We start from the raw sequence: 15,511 nt of genomic DNA, 5'->3' as shown, positions 1-15,511 counted from the left end.
CGGGAAATCGCCCGGGAGCAAGGCAATGGGTTGATTCAACGCCAGGCCTGGACCCCGAACGGCCAGTTGCAGCAGCAGACCCTGGCCCGCCGCGGTGCCACCAAGCGGCTGGCGGTACGGGACTACCGGTACGACATCGGCGGCCAGCTTGACTACCTCAAGGACCTGAACCGGGGTGACGTGTATTACCGCTACGACCCGGTCGGGCGCCTGCTCGAAGCGGGGAATTTCCACAAGAAAGAAGTCTTCGCCTTCGACCCGGCGAGCAACCTGCTCGACCCGCAGGCACCGCCCGGCCCCAACCCGCATTCGCCACGCCGGATCAACGACAACGTGCTGCGCAGCTATTGCGGCACGCAGTACCGCTACGACGAGCGCGGCAACCTGCTGGAGCGCAGCACCGAAGGCAAACAAGGCCGGTTCGTGTGGGATTTGTACAACCGCTTGCGGCGTTATGAAGATGACCGCCTGATCGTCAGCTTTGCCTATGACGCACTGGGTAGGCGCCTGTACAAATACTCACGCTCCAAGTATCGCGACCGACCGCAAGCCGGCCCGGTGTGGAACGAGAATGCCCGGCGGCAGCGGGATATCGAACTGGGGTGTGGGTTTACCTGGTACGTGTGGGAAGACGACACCCTGGCGTTCGAGTGTCGGGACCGTGATGGGAAAGGCCACACCACCCACTATGTGTTCGAGCCCGGGACGTTTGTGCCGGTGGCGCAGGCGGTGTCCAACCAGGTCGTCGAACTGTTGCCGCAGCCGGTGTATGTCTTCCCGTATGACATCGACAAGGATCCAGTGTGGCAGCACAAGCCTGTGCCCAAGCCATTTGCTGCATTCGCGTGGTACCAGTGCGATCACCTCGGGACGCCAATGGAGCTGACCGGTGAGGATGGAGAGATTGCCTGGCAGGGGACGTACAAGGCCTGGGGGTTGGTGGAGGAGAAGCGGAGCGACCAGGCTATGTGGGCGGATATCCGCAATCCGCTACGCTTTCAGGGGCAGTATTTTGATATTGAGACGGGGCTGCACTATAACCGTTATCGGTACTATGATCCGATAGTTGGCCGGTTTATCGGGAAGGATCCGATTGGCTTTTTTGGTGGATTAAACATTTATGTTTATGCCCAAAACCCAACCCATTGGGTTGACCCTCTTGGACTCGCCAAATTAAGCCACGCAGCCGACTTTGATATCGCTAGACGACAAGCATTCGACAGGGCAAAAATGGATGATCCAGAAAAAATAATATTCTCGAAAATTGACACTGCAACAGGAACCGTAGTTGAGTTCAAGGGGGCTGGCGGAAACAAAGTTGCGTATGACGCCCCTCATGCTGACATGGATCCAAAAAGTGGGCATGACAAACCACACATTGGCTGGCAAACCGCAGGAAAACGAAACAAATGCGGGTGTGGTGACAGAGGAAACATTACATACTCAGGCCCTCAACATCCGCATCGCTCCGATGAAAAGTGAGATCATAATGAATCAAGAGTCATTGACACTTATCGAAGAGCTACATCAGGCATTTAGCAAGCAACAGCTTTTGCGCACGGAACCAAAACACAAAAAAGAAGTTTTATTAAAAATTCAATCAGCTTTTATTAAAGGAAATCCAAGAGCATGGTGGACCTCATTAATATCGAAACCTAAAATCCATACCTTTGAAAACAATACTGGCTATCTTCACTTATTCGAATTAGTTCCAGGCCCTATAGAAAACGTATGGTTTATAGCAGATGAAGACAACGAAGAGAAACTTCTTTTCTGTCTGCCACTTAAGAAAATACCCTCAATACTTGAAGAGTGCAGATACTTCGAATACTACATAGTAGACAAGCAATTAAGCTGGATGATAGCTGAAAATGACCATGGCGATCTAGTTTTCTGCAGCGCGCCTGCATCTCACAAGATACAATGAGTAAAGCTCGTATAAAGCACGTAGCTGGGTGCGCCTTCAGCTGGCTTGTGATAAATGACGCTTTCTACGGAAACTCTAGCAATGAGATCACACACCTTTCAGATAACACTTCCACCATTATACCGAGATATCACACCCGCAACAATACAGCCCTATATCCGGGCAACTTTACCAAGCAACACCGAACTTATCACCCGGCAAAAGTTAAAGAAAAATAGTTTCCGGTGCAACGCACATCACAGGAAAAAGATACTTTCCACACAAAAACACCACTCAGTATTTCTGAGCAACTTTGCTACCTTGGCGCTCAAAAAAAAAAAGTGACGCTCTTTAACATAGCAATACTTATCGACAATTAAGCTCCACCGACACCTCATCGTCGGTGGAGTGCGCCAAGACATCGATGATTGCCTGATCCACCAACGCCACAACTCGGACAGCAGCACCCTCACCTACCACTGGGACAAGCTCGGCCAGCTCGAGCGCTTATGCAACGAAAACAACAGCGAAGCCAGCTTCAAGTACGACCCAGCCGGGCGGTTGCTCAAGGAAACCGGCTTCGACAAGCAAACCACCCACTACCTCTACGACAACAGCAGCAACCAGCCCACCCGCCGTCTCGATGGTGACCGCATCACCCGCTTCGAATACGACGCCATGGGCCGCCTGGTGAAAAGCCTTGCGGGTGAGCGCGGCGGCAAGGCGTGGGAAATCGAAACCTTCGCCTACGACGGCAATGGCAACCTGCTGCTCGCGGAAAACCAGGACTGCAAGCTGCAATGGTTCTACGACCTCGCGGGCAACAACACCCGTGAGCACCAGCACTTCAAGTACATGAAGGAACCCACGGTTGCGGTGTTCAAGCATGAGTACGATGCCCTCAACCTGCGTGTTGCCACCACCCGGCCGGATGACCATCGGGTCAGTTGGCTGACCTACGGCAGCGGCCACCTGCTCAGCCTCAAGCTCGACGACCGCGAACTGCTCAGCTACCAGCGCGATGACCTGCATCGGGAGATTGTTCGCGAACAAGGCAATGGCCTGATCCAGCGCCAGGCCTGGACCCCGAACGGCCAGTTGCAGCAGCAGACCCTGGCCCGCCACGGCGCCACCAAGCGGCTAGCGGTGCGCGACTACCGCTACGACATCGGCGGCCAGCTTGACCACGTCAAGGACCTGAACCGGGGTGACGTGTACTACCGCTACGACCCGGTCGGCCGCCTGCTCGAAGCGGGCGATTTATACAAGAAAGAAATCTTCGCCTTCGACCCGGCGAGCAACCTGCTCGACCCGCAGGCACCGCCCGGCCCTAACCCGCATTCGCCTCGCCGGATCAACGACAACGTGCTGCGCAGTTACTGCGGCACGCAGTCCCGCTATGACAAACGCGGCAACCTGCTGGAGCGCAGCACGGATGGCAAATAGGTCCCGTCAACGACAGCCTAATAAACCCTCACAGCTATGGGTTTCAAACCCATACCCCGAACTTTTTCAACCATAGGGTTAAGATCGGATAATTTTGGTCTGTAATGACCTGAAACATTATGGATGTAAATTTTACCCTCTGCTCCAACACTGAACGTACCAGCGCTGACCACACGCTTGTCATTTAACAACTCAGCTAACAAAGGGTGGCTAACGTAGTCAGCGCTTCCCTTTCTGCCAGCCAACGCAATCACCAGTTCATTGGCAGCACCTAGAACAAACTTTTTTGGCCTCCAGTCATCACTTACTATATCGGACGCATCATAAACCAGCCTTCGAGGATCTTCACCCTTGCGCGCCTTGAGTATTTTCAACTCTTTGGCCAGCTTTCCTTGGTTATGATTTTTCAAGATTCTTACTCCCCCTTCCAAGACCGGGACTCGCTGAAATGCCGAAAATAATTTTCGAAAATAACGCCATATATACCCTGATGGGTCTACATGATTAACTGGATCGCCAGCACAGTATCCATAGGCATTTACCCCCCCCTGAGCGAAAGGCACATACGGATCTGGTCTTAAAAATCTCATTAAAACCGGAGAATAGGCCCGAGCACCATTCCCCAGGTGATAAGCCCCCACACACTTATCGAGCGGCTCTCCATTGAATGAAACAGCAGCAACCTGGGGACTATCAAACTTAAAATAGCCATAGCTCGTATAGCAAGTCAATTTAGACTCCCCCTACCGAGAAACAGCTTTCAGTTTACTCTGTACCGCTCATCCTACAACTGGCAAAAATATCAGTTTTGAGCCCGTTGGTGCCGGGCAAACCAGTTATGCCATTAAGCTTTATCCTCTGCAACCGCGGCTGGCAAATCTACAGCTTCCGAAAGCAAAGAGAGGACAAGACCGCTAGTAGCAAACGCACGTCATGCACGAGTTTTAGCAGAGAATGGCGAACGTCGTGATTGACTAACGAAGTTGCTTGACCACATCGTGGATGACTGGCGTGGATTGCGAGGGGATGGCGATCACAGCATCGCAGCGATCGCACACACCCACCAAAACATTCTCGACCACTCCTTGACCATCGCTGAATGGTACATCCCGGCGCACATAGTGCGTGGACACCACTGCCTGGCAGTACTCGCAAAGTGCTTTTCCAGTATCCGTCTCGGACAGAACTTTCATAAATTGGATGCTCGCTGCTGGACGCTGATGAACCAGATACCTGGCTCGATGGGAAAAAATCGGTTACCAGCCGGCACCTTGAAACAGGCTCAGCCAGCACAACCCGGAACACAGCTGCATTATGAGCTGATCGTCCCGGTACCGGCGCAGAGCAATGTAACCAACGCTTTCATGGCTGTTCGCAGTAGCCCATTTACGCGTAGTCGTTGGACCGCCGAGTAGCCGATGTCATGCACCGCGTCGCATGCTTCGCGGGTGAACCCGCTCCCACAGGCACTGCGCAAGGCTTGAGGTCGTCGCTATCCCTGTGGGAACAACTGTCCTGCCCCATTAATCATGGTTGCCTCATTGCCTGTAGGAGCAGCCTTGTGCTGCGAAGAGGCCGGTAGGGCAAAAAATCCTCTTTGTCTGTAATGGCCTCTTCGCAGCACAAAGCTGCTCCTACTGATCCTGTGCATGTCTGTAAGTCGGTGCAGATCCTGTGGGAGCAACTGTCTTGCATGGTTCTTCTGGCCAGCACTGGCCCTTGAGCGGCCTTGTGTCGCGATAGGGCTGCGAAGCAGCCCCGGCAATTTATGCATCTGCGCTGAAACCCTGGGGCTGCTTCGCAGCCCATCGCGACACAAGGCCGCTCCAGGTACTGCATTGGCCTGGGGGCAATGCGATTGAGGTGGGGCCCTGTATCCGCCACGCTTGCAACTAAAGTAGGATTTACACAAGTGCCCAGGGGGAAGTTTTACGTGAATATCCGTCAGAAAATGATCGTCTGTGGTGCCATCAGCGTAAGCGCCGCCACCCTGCTGGGGGGCACGGGCTACTGGGGGCAGGTGCGCCTGACCGAGGCCCTGGCCGACAGCGAGCTGAGTGTCAGCGCCCTGCGCAACCACCTGGAAGGCGACATGATGCACGACGCCCTGCGCGCCGACGTTCTCGCGGCTTTCTACGCTGCGCCCGGCGACAGTGCCGCCGCCGAACAGGTGCGCAGCGACCTGCGTGAGCACAGCCAGTGGTTCCAGCGCAGCCTGGCGGCCAATGCCGAACTGCCGTTGAACGAGGGCATCCGTCAGGCCATCGACCAGTCACGCCCCGCACTCAAAACCTACATCGCCCAGGCCGAGCGCATGGTTGCCCTGGCTCTGAGCGACCCGCAGGCGGCACGCGCCGAGATGCCGGCCTTCGACCAGAGTTTCGCCGACCTGGAAAAGAAAAACGAGGCGCTCAGCGAGCTGATCGAACAACACGCAGCGCAGGTACGCGCCGACAGCAAGGCGACCACCCACCAGGCTGCCTGGCTGCTGATCGGCGGCATCTTGCTGATATGCCTGCTGCTTGGCCTGATCACCCGCCACCTGATGGCCAGCGTGTTGCAGCCGCTGAGCAAGACCATCAGCGTGGCCAGGGCCATCGCCCAGGGCAACCTACGCAGCCCGATCCAGATCGAGCGAGATGACGAGGCCGGTCAGTTGCTGCAGGCCCTGGCCGACATGCAGGGCAACCTCAAGCAGATGATCGACACCATCCGCCATGAGAGCGAACAGTTGCAGAGCACCGCCCAGAACCTCAGCGGCGCCTCGCAAAACATCGTGCACAGCTCACGCGAGGAGTCTGACCACGCCACCAACATGGCCGCAGCCATGGAGCAGATGATCCAGAACATCGCCCAGATCGCCGACCATGCGCGCAACGCCCAGGCCATCTCATCCCAGTCCGAACAGCTGGCCAGCGACGGCGGCCAGGTGATTCTCGACGTGGTAAGCGGGATGAGCCGCATCGCCGAGGCCGTCAACGAGTCGTCCAGCACCATCACCGCCCTGGGCCAGTCGTCCGAGGAGATTCACTCGATCATCAAGGTCATAAGTGGCATCGCTGAACAGACCAACCTGTTGGCGCTCAACGCCGCCATCGAGGCGGCCCGTGCCGGCGAGGCCGGGCGCGGCTTCGCCGTGGTCGCCGATGAGGTACGCAGCCTGGCGGCACGCACGGCCCGGTCGACCCAGGAAATAACCGGCATGATCGATCGCATTCGCAGCAGCACCGCCCAGGCGGTGAGCAGCATGCAGACCGGGGTAACGCGGGTGAACGACGGGGTCAACCTGGCGCGTCAGGCCGGCGAGTCGATCAGCGAGATCCGTGGCGGCGCCCAACGCGCCGCCAATGTGGTGGAAGAGATTTCCCACACTATCGGTGAGCAAAGCAAGGCCAGCAGCGAGGTGGCCCAGCGGGTCGAGCGCATCGCCCGCATGTCGCAGCAGAACAGCCAGACGGTGAATGAGCTGGCCGCTGCCGCCCAGCACCTGGACAACGTGGCGAGCAGCATGCAGCGCTCGGTGCAGCAGTTCCAGACCTGAGGCACATCGCCTCAAGCCAAGTGCGATATTTGCAGGCGGTTCGCTTACCCTGTGGGAGCGGGTTTACCCGCGAAGAATTTAACGTGGTGCATGGCACCGGCTGTGCCGGTGTTCGCGGGCAGGTACGCAGTGGCAACCGCTACACCTGGGACCTGTCTGGCGCCACCTCGGTGGCCACCGGCAACAGCATCAGCGTGACGGCGACCACCACCAGTGGCCCGTTGAACCTGGGCAATGCCAGCCAGGGACGCAACTGGGACACCCGCCATGTCAATGTTGCCGGGCACAAGGGGCGCAAGGTCCGCGAACTGCACCAGACTGCGCGTAACCTCAATGCTTTCGGCGAGCTGGAGATCCCCGTGGCTGAACGCTGGGCGCTGATCGGTGGCGCTGCCTGGCTGCATCAAAAGCGAGAAGTAGACGACCGCCTCAAGTGCAACGCGTTCGTCTCAGCGTTTTGCCGCGGCCACGACCGGGGTTATTGCCGACGCGCGGGGCCAGGACAGCGCCCAGTTTCTTCCGGGCGATGGCCAGAGCGTGTTCTTTGGGCTGGAGGGGCGGATGTAAAAAATGCCTACCGGGGCTGCTTCGCAGCCCATCGCCGGCAAGCCGGCTCCCACAGGTGAGGCGCATGGCCTCCTTCGGCGCCGGCCTGGGCGGGCTGATTCACTATGTCATCGCCAACCGCAGCACCAAGTACCTTGAGGTTTCCGGTGAGGCCATTGCTGTGGATAGCTCGCACCACTGACCGGGGGCCTTTTTATGCCTGGTCTGATAAGGCATCTCGGCTGAGAGGGGATTGGCGTGACATTTTTATCGCCTTTGAGATCGAGCGCCGCCCGCGCGGCGCTTCGCAGCACAAGGCTGCTCCTACATTTGTTTCGGGCCAGTCACGCCTGTGAGGTCACCGCTGTCCGCCTTGTTTGTTCCATTCGATATCGAAGGGGGCGCAGTTGCCCTTCATCGATCTCCAGTCATGCACCAAGGCTACAACCCACCTGGCACAGGAATAACTGGCCCGAAACAGATGTAGGAGCAGCCTTGTGCTGCGAAGCGCCGCGCGGGCGGCGCTCGATCTGTGCACCAACTCAAATCCCAAGCCATGCACTTGCCCTGCAGCCTTTTTATTGCGCAGCGCCGTGGGTGAACTTCAGCTGAACACCCAAAGCACACGTGTGGGCTTGTCGGTGAGGTTGGCGTAACGAAAACTTGCGTGGGGTTGCAGCTGAAAGCTGTCACTGGCGCGCAGCGTTACCGGCTCGCCGCCATCCAGCCACACGGTCAGCTCGCCTTCGAGCACAAAGCAGCCCTGTTCCGAGCTGTCGTCCAGGTACTCCTCTCCACTGCTGGCGCCCGGCTCCAGGTGGCTATCGAGCATGGAGAACGCGCCGGTTATCGTCGGGGATGCCAGCACATCGGTGATGCCACCTGCCAGGTGAAGCGTACGGCGCTCGTGCGGGCGGGTGACCCAGTCGAGCTCGCGGGGTTTGTCCAGCTTGTAGAAATAGGCCGTCGAGACGCCCAGTTCTTCGCTGATAGCAGTGAGGTCGGCCACCGTTGGGCGCGATACACCCCGTTCGACCTGGGACAGAAAGCCCACCGAACGGCCAATGCGCTGGGCCAGTTCACCCAGGGTCAGGCCTTTGAACTTGCGCAGGTCGCGAATCAATACTGCCAGGCCTTCGATTTCTTCGTGCACTTTCATATGAATCGCGACTTTCGGACGGGAAAATAATGCCCTGAAAAGTACATGATTCATTGCACAAAGCAAGATTCTTCAAGGATTTGCTGCCTGTCAGTCATGCAAGGGGCTGCTGTGCAGCCCCAGTGAAGCCAACTGATGCTTAGCGCACAGCCTCGTACGTCAGGTCCAGGCACTTACGGGCTTTTTCCACCAGTTCGTCAATCTCCGCAATGCTGATCACCAACGGTGGCGCGATGATCATGGTGTCGCCCACGGCGCGCATGATCAGGCCGTTGTCGAAGCAGCGCTGGCGGCAGATCATGCCCACACCCTTGCCTTCATAGCGGGCACGGGTGGCCTTGTCTCTCACCAGCTCGATGGCGCCGAGCATGCCCAGGCCACGCACTTCGCCTACCAACGGGTGGTCGGCCAGCTCGCGCAGGCGCTGTTGCAGATAAAGCGCGGTTTTAGCGTGCACCTGCTCGATGATCTGCTCGTCACGCAGGATGCGCAGGTTCTCCAGGCCCACCGCCGCCGCCACCGGGTGGCCTGAATAGGTAAAGCCGTGGTTGAAGTCACCGCCTTCGCTGATGACTTTGGCCACTTCGTCACGCACGATTACGCCGCCCATGGGGATGTAGCCAGAGGTCAGGCCCTTGGCGATGGTCATCAGGTCGGGCTTGAGGTCGTAGTAGTCGCTACCGAACCACTCACCGGTACGGCCAAAGCCGCAGATCACTTCGTCGGCGACGAACAGAATGTCGTACTTGGCCAGGATCTCCTTCACCTTCGGCCAGTAGCTCTGCGGCGGGATGATCACGCCGCCAGCGCCCTGGATCGGCTCGGCGATGAAGGCGGCGACGTTGTCTTCGCCAACTTCAAGAATCTTCTTCTCCAGTTGCTCAGCCGCCCACACACCGAAGTCGGCCTCGGTCATGTCGCCGCCTTCGCCATACCAGTAAGGCTGTGGGATGTGCACGATATCCGGAATCACCCCGCCCTGCTGGTGCATGCCGCTCATGCCACCCAGTGCTGCGCCCGCCACGGTGGAGCCGTGGTAGCCGTTGATACGGCTAATGATCACCTTCTTGCTCTTCTGGCCTTTCAGCGCCCAGTAATGGCGAACCATGCGCAGCACGGTGTCGTTGCCTTCAGAGCCGGAACCGGTGAAAAACACATGGTTCATGCCTTGCGGGGCAACATCGGCGATTGCCTTGGCCAGCTCCAGCGCAGGCGGGTGCGCCGTCTGGAAAAACAGGTTGTAGTAAGGCAATTGCTTCATCTGCTGGCTGGCGACCTCGGCCAGCTCATCGCGGCCATAGCCGACCGCCACGCACCACAGGCCGGCCATGCCGTCGAGAATCTTGTTGCCTTCGCTGTCCCACAGGTACACGCCCTTGGCCGAGGTAATGATGCGCGGGCCTTTCTCGGCCAGTTGCTTCACATCGCTGAACGGGGCCAGGTGATGGTCGCGGCTCAGCGCTTGCCAGGCCTGGGTCTGCGAATTCTGTTCACTCATTGTCTTCACTCCATCAAGTTGCGCAGCCAGGCTGCGCGGCTGCTTTTTTGTATTTGGAAAATGCCGCTGTTCAGGCGCTGAGCAACAGCTTCTGGCGCAGCACCGAGCGCTGCCGGCAGGCCTTGCCAAACGACTGGAAGATGGTCAGGTAATGTGGGTTATCCATGACCTGAAACTCGGGGTGCCATTGCACGGCCAGGGCAAAGCCCTTGCCGTTCGCAACCGAAATCGCCTCCACCAGGCCATCGGGTGCCAGCGCTTCCACCCGCAGCCCGGGGGCCAGTACATCAATGCCCTGGCCGTGGATGGAATTGACGTCGAAAATTGCCGGCAAACCCATGCGGTCAAGCAGGCCGCCTGGCTCCACATGCATGGTGTGGCGCGGGCCATATTGCTTCTCGATGGGCTCGCCCTTGCCTTCGCGGTGGTCCATGAACACGCCGGCCTCGTGGACCTTCTGGTGCAAGGTGCCGCCCAGTGCCACGTTCATTTCCTGAAAGCCACGGCAAATGCCCAGCACCGGCACGCCAGCGGCGATGGCCGCACGCATCAGCGGCAACGTGGTGGCATCACGCAGTGGGTCGTGCTGGGTGCCCTCGGCACTGGCCGGGCCGTTGTAGTGGAACGGCTCGATATTGGACGGCGAACCGGTGAAGATCAGCCCGTCCACCACGTCGAGAATATCGGCGCTGTCCATCAGCTCACCGAGGCTGGGTATCACGATAGGCAGGCCACACGCTGCCTTGGCTGCCGCGCGTGCGTACTTCTCGGCGATGGTCTGGGTGGCATGCTGCTCAATCATGCTGGTGCATGCGGTAATGCCAATAACGGGCACACGTGGCATATCTTCCTCCGGCAAATCGGTATTGCGCGTGGTGTTGAACGCTGGAAAGGCGTCGTGGTTCGAACCGCTGCAGCTACAGGAACCAGCGGTATTCGCGGGCATTGATGTGGCGCATGAAGTCCAGTTGCTCCTGGTGTTTGTTTTCGCAATAGACCATCACAAACTCACTGCCCAGGCCTTCGTTGACCACCGGGTGGTGGCGCATGGCGGCCAGGGCACTGAGGGCATCCTTGGGGAAGTCGATGCCGCTCTGGCGGTTGTCGTTCAGCGGGGCGATGGGTTCGACGCCGCGCTCAAGGCCATGCTCCATACCGGTCAGGATCGCCGCCAGCACCAGGTACGGGTTGGCATCGGCACCGGCCAGGCGGTGCTCGATGCGCAAGTTGCGCGGGTCGGACTCGGGGATGCGAATGCATGCATCGCGGTCTTCGAAACCCCAGCTGGCCTTGCTCGCCGCGTTGACCATGGCGCCGTAACGGCGGTAGGCATTGTGGTTGGGGGCGAAGATCGGCATGCAGTGCGGCAGCAGCTCCAGGCAGCCTGCCACCGCATGGCGCAGCTTGCGCTGTTCGGCGCCCGCCAGGATGTTGTTGCCGGCGGCGTCGTACAGGCTGACGTGCACATGCATGCCGCTGCCCGGCGCGTCCAGGTACGGCTTGCTCATGAAGCTGGCACGGTAGCCGTGCTTCATCGCGATACCGCGGGTACTGCGGCAGAACAGCGCCGACCAGTCCGCCGCGCTCAACGCATCGTCGCTGTGGGAGAAATTGATCTCGAACTGGCCCGGGCCTAGCTCCGCGGTGATGACGTTGGCCGGCACGCCCTGCTCGTTGGCGCCATCGACCATTTCGTGCAGCACCGACGAGAAGCGCGACAGGCGCTCGATGTGCATGTTCGGCTGATCATCTTCGTCTTCGGTCGCCGTGTCGCGTGGGTACTGTGGCAGGCCGTCAGCGAGCTTGCGGTCGAACAGGTAAAACTCCAGTTCGAAGGCCACCACCGGGCGGATGCCGCGCTTGGCCAGGCGCTGGAGCACGCGGGCCAGCACTTCACGGGGTTCGAACTCGATTGGCTTGGCGGTGCCGTCGGAGGTAATCAGCATCTGGGCGATCACTTCTTTTTCCCAGCGCACCGGCTTCAGGGTACCCGGCACCAGGCGCCGGGCAGCATCCGGGTCGCCGTCGGCAAAGCAGTAGTCACCGATCGGGTACAGGCCACCCTGGGTGCCCAGCAGCACGCAGTTCTGCGGCAGCTTCAGCGGCGCGCCGGCGGCGACTTTTTCCAGCATGTCCATGGGGTAGCGCTTGCCGTAGAAGTGCCCGGGTATATCCAGGGCAATCAGGTCGACATAACGGATTTCTGGGTGTTCCGCTCGGAACGAGCGCACTTCAGTCAGCAGATCCGCAAAGATGACACTCATCTTCTTTTCCTTGTGAGGTGAACGAATTCAATTGAAGACCCAGAGCACACGGGTGGGTTTTGCCGTCAGGTTGGCGTAACGGAACTGCGCGTGGGGTTGCAGCTGGAAGCAGTCATTGGCCTGCAGCGTCACGGCATCGCCATCGTCCAGCCATACCGTGAGCTCGCCTTCAAGCACGAAACAGCCCTGCTCGGAACGGTCAGTCAGGTACGGCTCGCCACTGGTGGCGCCTGGCTCAAGATGGCTGTCGAGCATGGAGAAGGCACCGGCGATGGTGGGCGAAGCCAGCACATCGGTGATCCCCGACTCCAGGTACAGCGTGCGCCGCTCGTGGGGCCGCGTGACCCAGCTGATGCTGCGCGGCTTGCTCAGGTTGTAGAAATACGCGGTTGATACGCCGAGCGCTTCACTGATGGCGGTGAGGTCCGCCACGGTTGGGCGCGACACACCACGTTCAACCTGGGAGAGAAAACCGACCGAGCGGTTGATGCGCTCGGCCAGTTCGCCCAGGGTCAGGTTCTTGAATTTGCGCAGGTCGTGAATAAGGATCGCGAGGGCTTCAACCTCTTCGTGCATCTTCATCGATTCGGACTGCCATGAAATTTTTAGAGTTATTTTTCATGAAAAAATACATGAAAAATTTCACGAGTCAAGCGAAGTGGAGAAATGTACGGTTCTGTAGGAGCGGGTTTACCCGCGAACACGGGCGAAGCCCGTGCCATCCACCGACTCGCCCTCTTCGCGGCCACCAGTCGACTGATAAAGCCGGTCCGGTTACGCTGGCGCTCTTCACCTGCACGGAAGCGCCCATGACACAGGCATACCAGGGAAGCTGCTTATGCGCAGCGGTCAGTTACGAGCTACTCACCCCGCCAAAGGCAGTGAGCCATTGCCATTGCAGCCAGTGCCGCAAAGGCCACGGCGCCGCATTCGCGTCGTACGGCAGCGTGCCGCGCAGCATGCTGCGAATACTCCGCGGTGCCAGCAGCATCAAGGCTTTTGCCTCTTCGCCAACGGTCGTGCGCGAGTTCTGCGCAGCGTGCGGCTCGAGCCTGTTCTGGTCACGCTCCCGAGGTGAGTTTGCCGGCTGGGTGTCGATAGCGCTGGGCACGCTTGATACACCGTTCCTGCCCACGAAGCAGAAACATGTTCACCTTGATTGCGCCGCCCCCTGGCACGCCCCGTACGCCCCTGCCCCTCAGCTTGACTGACGTTGCTTCAGCAGAAAAGTGGTGCATCGGATGCACTTGTTAGTGCAACTTTGATATTGGGGCCCGGTCTGTATAATCCGGCTGCGCAGCCCGCACCCCGTGCGCCTGCCCAGGGACCGGCGCCTTCATGACGCCTCGTCATCACAACCAACCGATAAGGAAATCTCATGCGTAAATTCAAGTTCGTGCTCGCGGCATTGCCATTCTTTGTACTGGCCGGCTGCGGCAACGACGCCTTGGAAGGCACCTACGAAGCGACCACCACTGTGATGGGTTTCGAAGCGCCCAAGCAGACCTTCGAGTTCACCAAGGACTACATCCTCACCAACGGCAGCAAGGTCAAGGTTGACGAGTGGGAGCGCAAGGATGATGTGGTCACTGCCCGCAACAAGGACGGCATAGCGCTGATCAACGTTCGCGTGCTGGATGGCGGCAAGCGCCTGGAAGCCGTTGGCGGCAGTGACATGGCCAAGAACGTGTTCGTGCGGGTGGACTGATCTGAGCCGCTAACACAGTCACTTGCTGGAACAACTGTCTTGCTCAAGATCTGAAAGCTAGCAAAAAACCTGTGGGAGCCGGCTTGCCGGCGATCACCGGCGTAGCCGGTGCCATGCGCCGCACTGGATTCTTCGCGGGCATGCCCGCCCCCACAGATATTGCGCAAACTTCAGGCTATTCCTGCATCTGTGGGAACTGTCTTGCAGATCTCATAATGCCAGCACAGGCCCTTGTAGGAGCAGCCTTGTGCTGCGAAGTGGCCGGTGAGGCAACAGACCTTCTCCAGTTGTAATGGCCTCTTCGCAGCACAAGGCTGCTCCTACCTGTGCTGCACAAGGCTGGGGGCCAATGCGGTCCTGTGGGGCTTTAGCCGCGAACACCGGCAAAGCCGGTGCCATCCACGCTATGGTTCATACACACCCCCACTGAGCAATCACGGCTAGGCACCTCGCTGCCTGAACAACGGATGCTAGCGTTCACCGCACCTTCCGGAGACTCCAACCGTTGACTGACTCACCGCACAACCCAACCTACGCCAAACGGTTCGAAACCATACTTGCCTATATCGACAGCCACCTCGAAGGCGACCTGTCGCTGACTGCCCTGAGCCGCATCGCCAACTTCTCGACGTACCACTTCCATAGGCAGTTCACGGCATACATGGGCGTACCGGTTTCACGGTATGTGCAATTGATGAGGCTTCGACGCGCGGCGCATCAACTGGTCGCCACGCCTGCCACGTCCGTGCTGGAAGCCGCCTTCGGCGCCGGTTTCGAAAGCCCCGAGGCTTTTTCCAGAGCGTTCAAACGTGCCTTCGGCATGGCCCCGAGCGCGTTTGCCAAGGCGCCGAACTGGCAGGCCTGGAGTGCGGTGTTCGTTGTTCCTCACCTATCCAGGAGTATTACCATGCAAATCCGTATCGTGGATTTCACCGAAACCCGCGTCGCCGCGCTCGAACACATCGGGGCGCCCGGCCTGGTCGGTGAAAGCGTTGCACGCTTTCGCCAATGGCGCATGCACAGCGGCCAGTCGCCAGTGGCCAGCAGCCGCACCTTCGGCATCCCCTACGACAACCCCGACACCACCCCAGCCCACGCCTTTCGCTTTGCAGTGTGCGGCGAGATCGACGAAACCGTACACCCCAACGAATTCGGCGTGCACGAACGGCTGATTCCGGCAGGGCGTTGTGCGGTGATTCGGCACATCGGCTCGCCAGACCACATCAGCGAAACCATCTACCCGCTCTACCGTGACTGGTTACCGTCGAGCAACGAAGAGTTACGTGACCATCCTTTGTTCTTCCACTACCTCAGCGTGTATCCGGAAACAGCGCTGGAGCAATGGCAGACGGATATCTATGTGCCGCTGAAGTAGGGCTGGCCTTAGGGGGCTGGGCAAAGCCAACCATCACCGGCGCGGACGCGTGGCAGGCCAAATTGGTA

Annotated in this window: 15 protein-coding genes and 1 pseudogene; 9 read left to right on the top strand and 7 right to left on the bottom strand. The window is 59.0% G+C overall.

The genetic code is table 11. From position 1 onward, the window contains the following. The 3 genes from ACIP1G_RS22915 to ACIP1G_RS22905 all read left to right on the top strand — a co-directional run. On the top strand, nucleotides 1-1,482 hold a 1,482-nt coding region (locus ACIP1G_RS22915; protein WP_400741014.1), incomplete at its 5' end, for a polymorphic toxin type 47 domain-containing protein. Between the two features lie 7 nt (nucleotides 1,483-1,489). Then, nucleotides 1,490-1,927 carry a DUF6756 family protein gene (locus ACIP1G_RS22910; RefSeq protein ID WP_400741012.1) on the top strand — a complete coding sequence of 146 codons (438 nt, stop codon included), beginning with the start codon at nucleotides 1,490-1,492 and terminating at the stop codon, nucleotides 1,925-1,927. A gap of 387 nt (nucleotides 1,928-2,314) precedes the next feature. Then, entirely contained in the window at nucleotides 2,315-3,352 is a 1,038-nt protein-coding gene (locus tag ACIP1G_RS22905) for a hypothetical protein (protein ID WP_400741010.1), read from the top strand. 17 nt (nucleotides 3,353-3,369) lie between these two features. On the opposite strand, the gene ACIP1G_RS22900 is transcribed toward ACIP1G_RS22905, so the two are convergent. Both ACIP1G_RS22900 and ACIP1G_RS22895 read right to left on the bottom strand, forming a co-directional pair. Then, nucleotides 3,370-4,083, bottom strand: coding sequence for an RHS repeat-associated core domain-containing protein (locus tag ACIP1G_RS22900; RefSeq protein ID WP_400741008.1), 714 nt, complete (start codon nucleotides 4,081-4,083; stop codon nucleotides 3,370-3,372). A gap of 243 nt (nucleotides 4,084-4,326) precedes the next feature. After that, nucleotides 4,327-4,545 carry a hypothetical protein gene (locus tag ACIP1G_RS22895; protein WP_400741006.1) on the bottom strand — a complete coding sequence of 73 codons (219 nt, stop codon included), beginning with the start codon at nucleotides 4,543-4,545 and terminating at the stop codon, nucleotides 4,327-4,329. A 740-nt stretch (nucleotides 4,546-5,285) separates the two neighbouring features. Here ACIP1G_RS22895 and ACIP1G_RS22890 point away from each other — a divergent pair. The 3 genes and pseudogenes from ACIP1G_RS22890 to ACIP1G_RS22880 form a co-directional block, all read left to right on the top strand. Continuing rightward, nucleotides 5,286-6,893, top strand: coding sequence for a methyl-accepting chemotaxis protein (locus tag ACIP1G_RS22890; RefSeq protein ID WP_400741004.1), 1,608 nt, complete (start codon nucleotides 5,286-5,288; stop codon nucleotides 6,891-6,893). Nucleotides 6,894-6,976: 83 nt separating this feature from the next. Beyond that, entirely contained in the window at nucleotides 6,977-7,519 is a 543-nt protein-coding gene (locus ACIP1G_RS22885; RefSeq protein WP_400741020.1) for a hypothetical protein, read from the top strand. A gap of 14 nt (nucleotides 7,520-7,533) precedes the next feature. Further along, nucleotides 7,534-7,641 (top strand): annotated as a pseudogene (locus ACIP1G_RS22880) (hypothetical protein); the annotation flags it as partial. 402 nt (nucleotides 7,642-8,043) lie between these two features. Here the strand turns inward: ACIP1G_RS22880 and ACIP1G_RS22875 are convergent. From ACIP1G_RS22875 to ACIP1G_RS22855, 5 genes are all read right to left on the bottom strand, one after another. Then, nucleotides 8,044-8,598, bottom strand: a complete 555-nt coding sequence (locus tag ACIP1G_RS22875) for a helix-turn-helix domain-containing protein (RefSeq protein ID WP_063913578.1) — start codon at nucleotides 8,596-8,598, stop codon at nucleotides 8,044-8,046. Between the two features lie 139 nt (nucleotides 8,599-8,737). Next, entirely contained in the window at nucleotides 8,738-10,096 is a 1,359-nt protein-coding gene (locus ACIP1G_RS22870; protein ID WP_400741003.1) for an aspartate aminotransferase family protein, read from the bottom strand. A 70-nt stretch (nucleotides 10,097-10,166) separates the two neighbouring features. Then, entirely contained in the window at nucleotides 10,167-10,940 is a 774-nt protein-coding gene (locus ACIP1G_RS22865) for a gamma-glutamyl-gamma-aminobutyrate hydrolase family protein (protein ID WP_400741002.1), read from the bottom strand. Between the two features lie 73 nt (nucleotides 10,941-11,013). Continuing rightward, nucleotides 11,014-12,360: a glutamine synthetase family protein gene (locus ACIP1G_RS22860; RefSeq protein WP_400741000.1), complete on the bottom strand. Its 1,347-nt coding sequence runs from the start codon at nucleotides 12,358-12,360 to the stop codon at nucleotides 11,014-11,016. Between the two features lie 27 nt (nucleotides 12,361-12,387). Further along, nucleotides 12,388-12,942 carry a helix-turn-helix domain-containing protein gene (locus tag ACIP1G_RS22855; RefSeq protein ID WP_400740998.1) on the bottom strand — a complete coding sequence of 185 codons (555 nt, stop codon included), beginning with the start codon at nucleotides 12,940-12,942 and terminating at the stop codon, nucleotides 12,388-12,390. A gap of 227 nt (nucleotides 12,943-13,169) precedes the next feature. Here ACIP1G_RS22855 and ACIP1G_RS22850 point away from each other — a divergent pair, with 227 nt between their 5' ends. From ACIP1G_RS22850 to ACIP1G_RS22840, 3 genes are all read left to right on the top strand, one after another. Beyond that, the gene (locus ACIP1G_RS22850) at nucleotides 13,170-13,571 is read left to right on the top strand and encodes a GFA family protein (protein ID WP_400740997.1); all 402 of its coding nucleotides are present in this window, start codon (nucleotides 13,170-13,172) and stop codon (nucleotides 13,569-13,571) included. Between the two features lie 167 nt (nucleotides 13,572-13,738). Next, nucleotides 13,739-14,068, top strand: a complete 330-nt coding sequence (locus ACIP1G_RS22845) for a hypothetical protein (protein WP_400740995.1) — start codon at nucleotides 13,739-13,741, stop codon at nucleotides 14,066-14,068. A gap of 505 nt (nucleotides 14,069-14,573) precedes the next feature. Then, the gene (locus ACIP1G_RS22840) at nucleotides 14,574-15,443 is read left to right on the top strand and encodes a GyrI-like domain-containing protein (RefSeq protein ID WP_400740993.1); all 870 of its coding nucleotides are present in this window, start codon (nucleotides 14,574-14,576) and stop codon (nucleotides 15,441-15,443) included. Nucleotides 15,444-15,511 lie beyond the last annotated feature (68 nt).

Source organism: Pseudomonas sp. NPDC089392, assembly GCF_044749595.1.
Taxonomy (GTDB): Bacteria; Pseudomonadota; Gammaproteobacteria; order Pseudomonadales; family Pseudomonadaceae; genus Aquipseudomonas.
The sequence above is the reverse complement of the archived record's forward strand: the minus strand, read 5'-3'. Positions and strand labels throughout refer to the sequence as shown.

Bases quoted from the DNA above. Each gene is read 5' to 3' on its own strand.
- ACIP1G_RS22870 (WP_400741003.1), bottom strand. From the start codon at position 10,096: ATGAGTGAACAGAATTCGCAGACCCAGGCCTGGCAAGCGCTGAGCCGC.
- ACIP1G_RS22860 (WP_400741000.1), bottom strand. From the start codon at position 12,360: ATGAGTGTCATCTTTGCGGATCTGCTGACTGAAGTGCGCTCGTTCCGA.
- ACIP1G_RS22845 (WP_400740995.1), top strand. From the start codon at position 13,739: ATGCGTAAATTCAAGTTCGTGCTCGCGGCATTGCCATTCTTTGTACTG.
- ACIP1G_RS22850 (WP_400740997.1), top strand. From the start codon at position 13,170: ATGACACAGGCATACCAGGGAAGCTGCTTATGCGCAGCGGTCAGTTAC.
- ACIP1G_RS22875 (WP_063913578.1), bottom strand. From the start codon at position 8,598: ATGAAAGTGCACGAAGAAATCGAAGGCCTGGCAGTATTGATTCGCGAC.
- ACIP1G_RS22910 (WP_400741012.1), top strand. From the start codon at position 1,490: ATGAATCAAGAGTCATTGACACTTATCGAAGAGCTACATCAGGCATTT.
- ACIP1G_RS22895 (WP_400741006.1), bottom strand. From the start codon at position 4,545: ATGAAAGTTCTGTCCGAGACGGATACTGGAAAAGCACTTTGCGAGTAC.
- ACIP1G_RS22855 (WP_400740998.1), bottom strand. From the start codon at position 12,942: ATGAAGATGCACGAAGAGGTTGAAGCCCTCGCGATCCTTATTCACGAC.
- ACIP1G_RS22865 (WP_400741002.1), bottom strand. From the start codon at position 10,940: ATGCCACGTGTGCCCGTTATTGGCATTACCGCATGCACCAGCATGATT.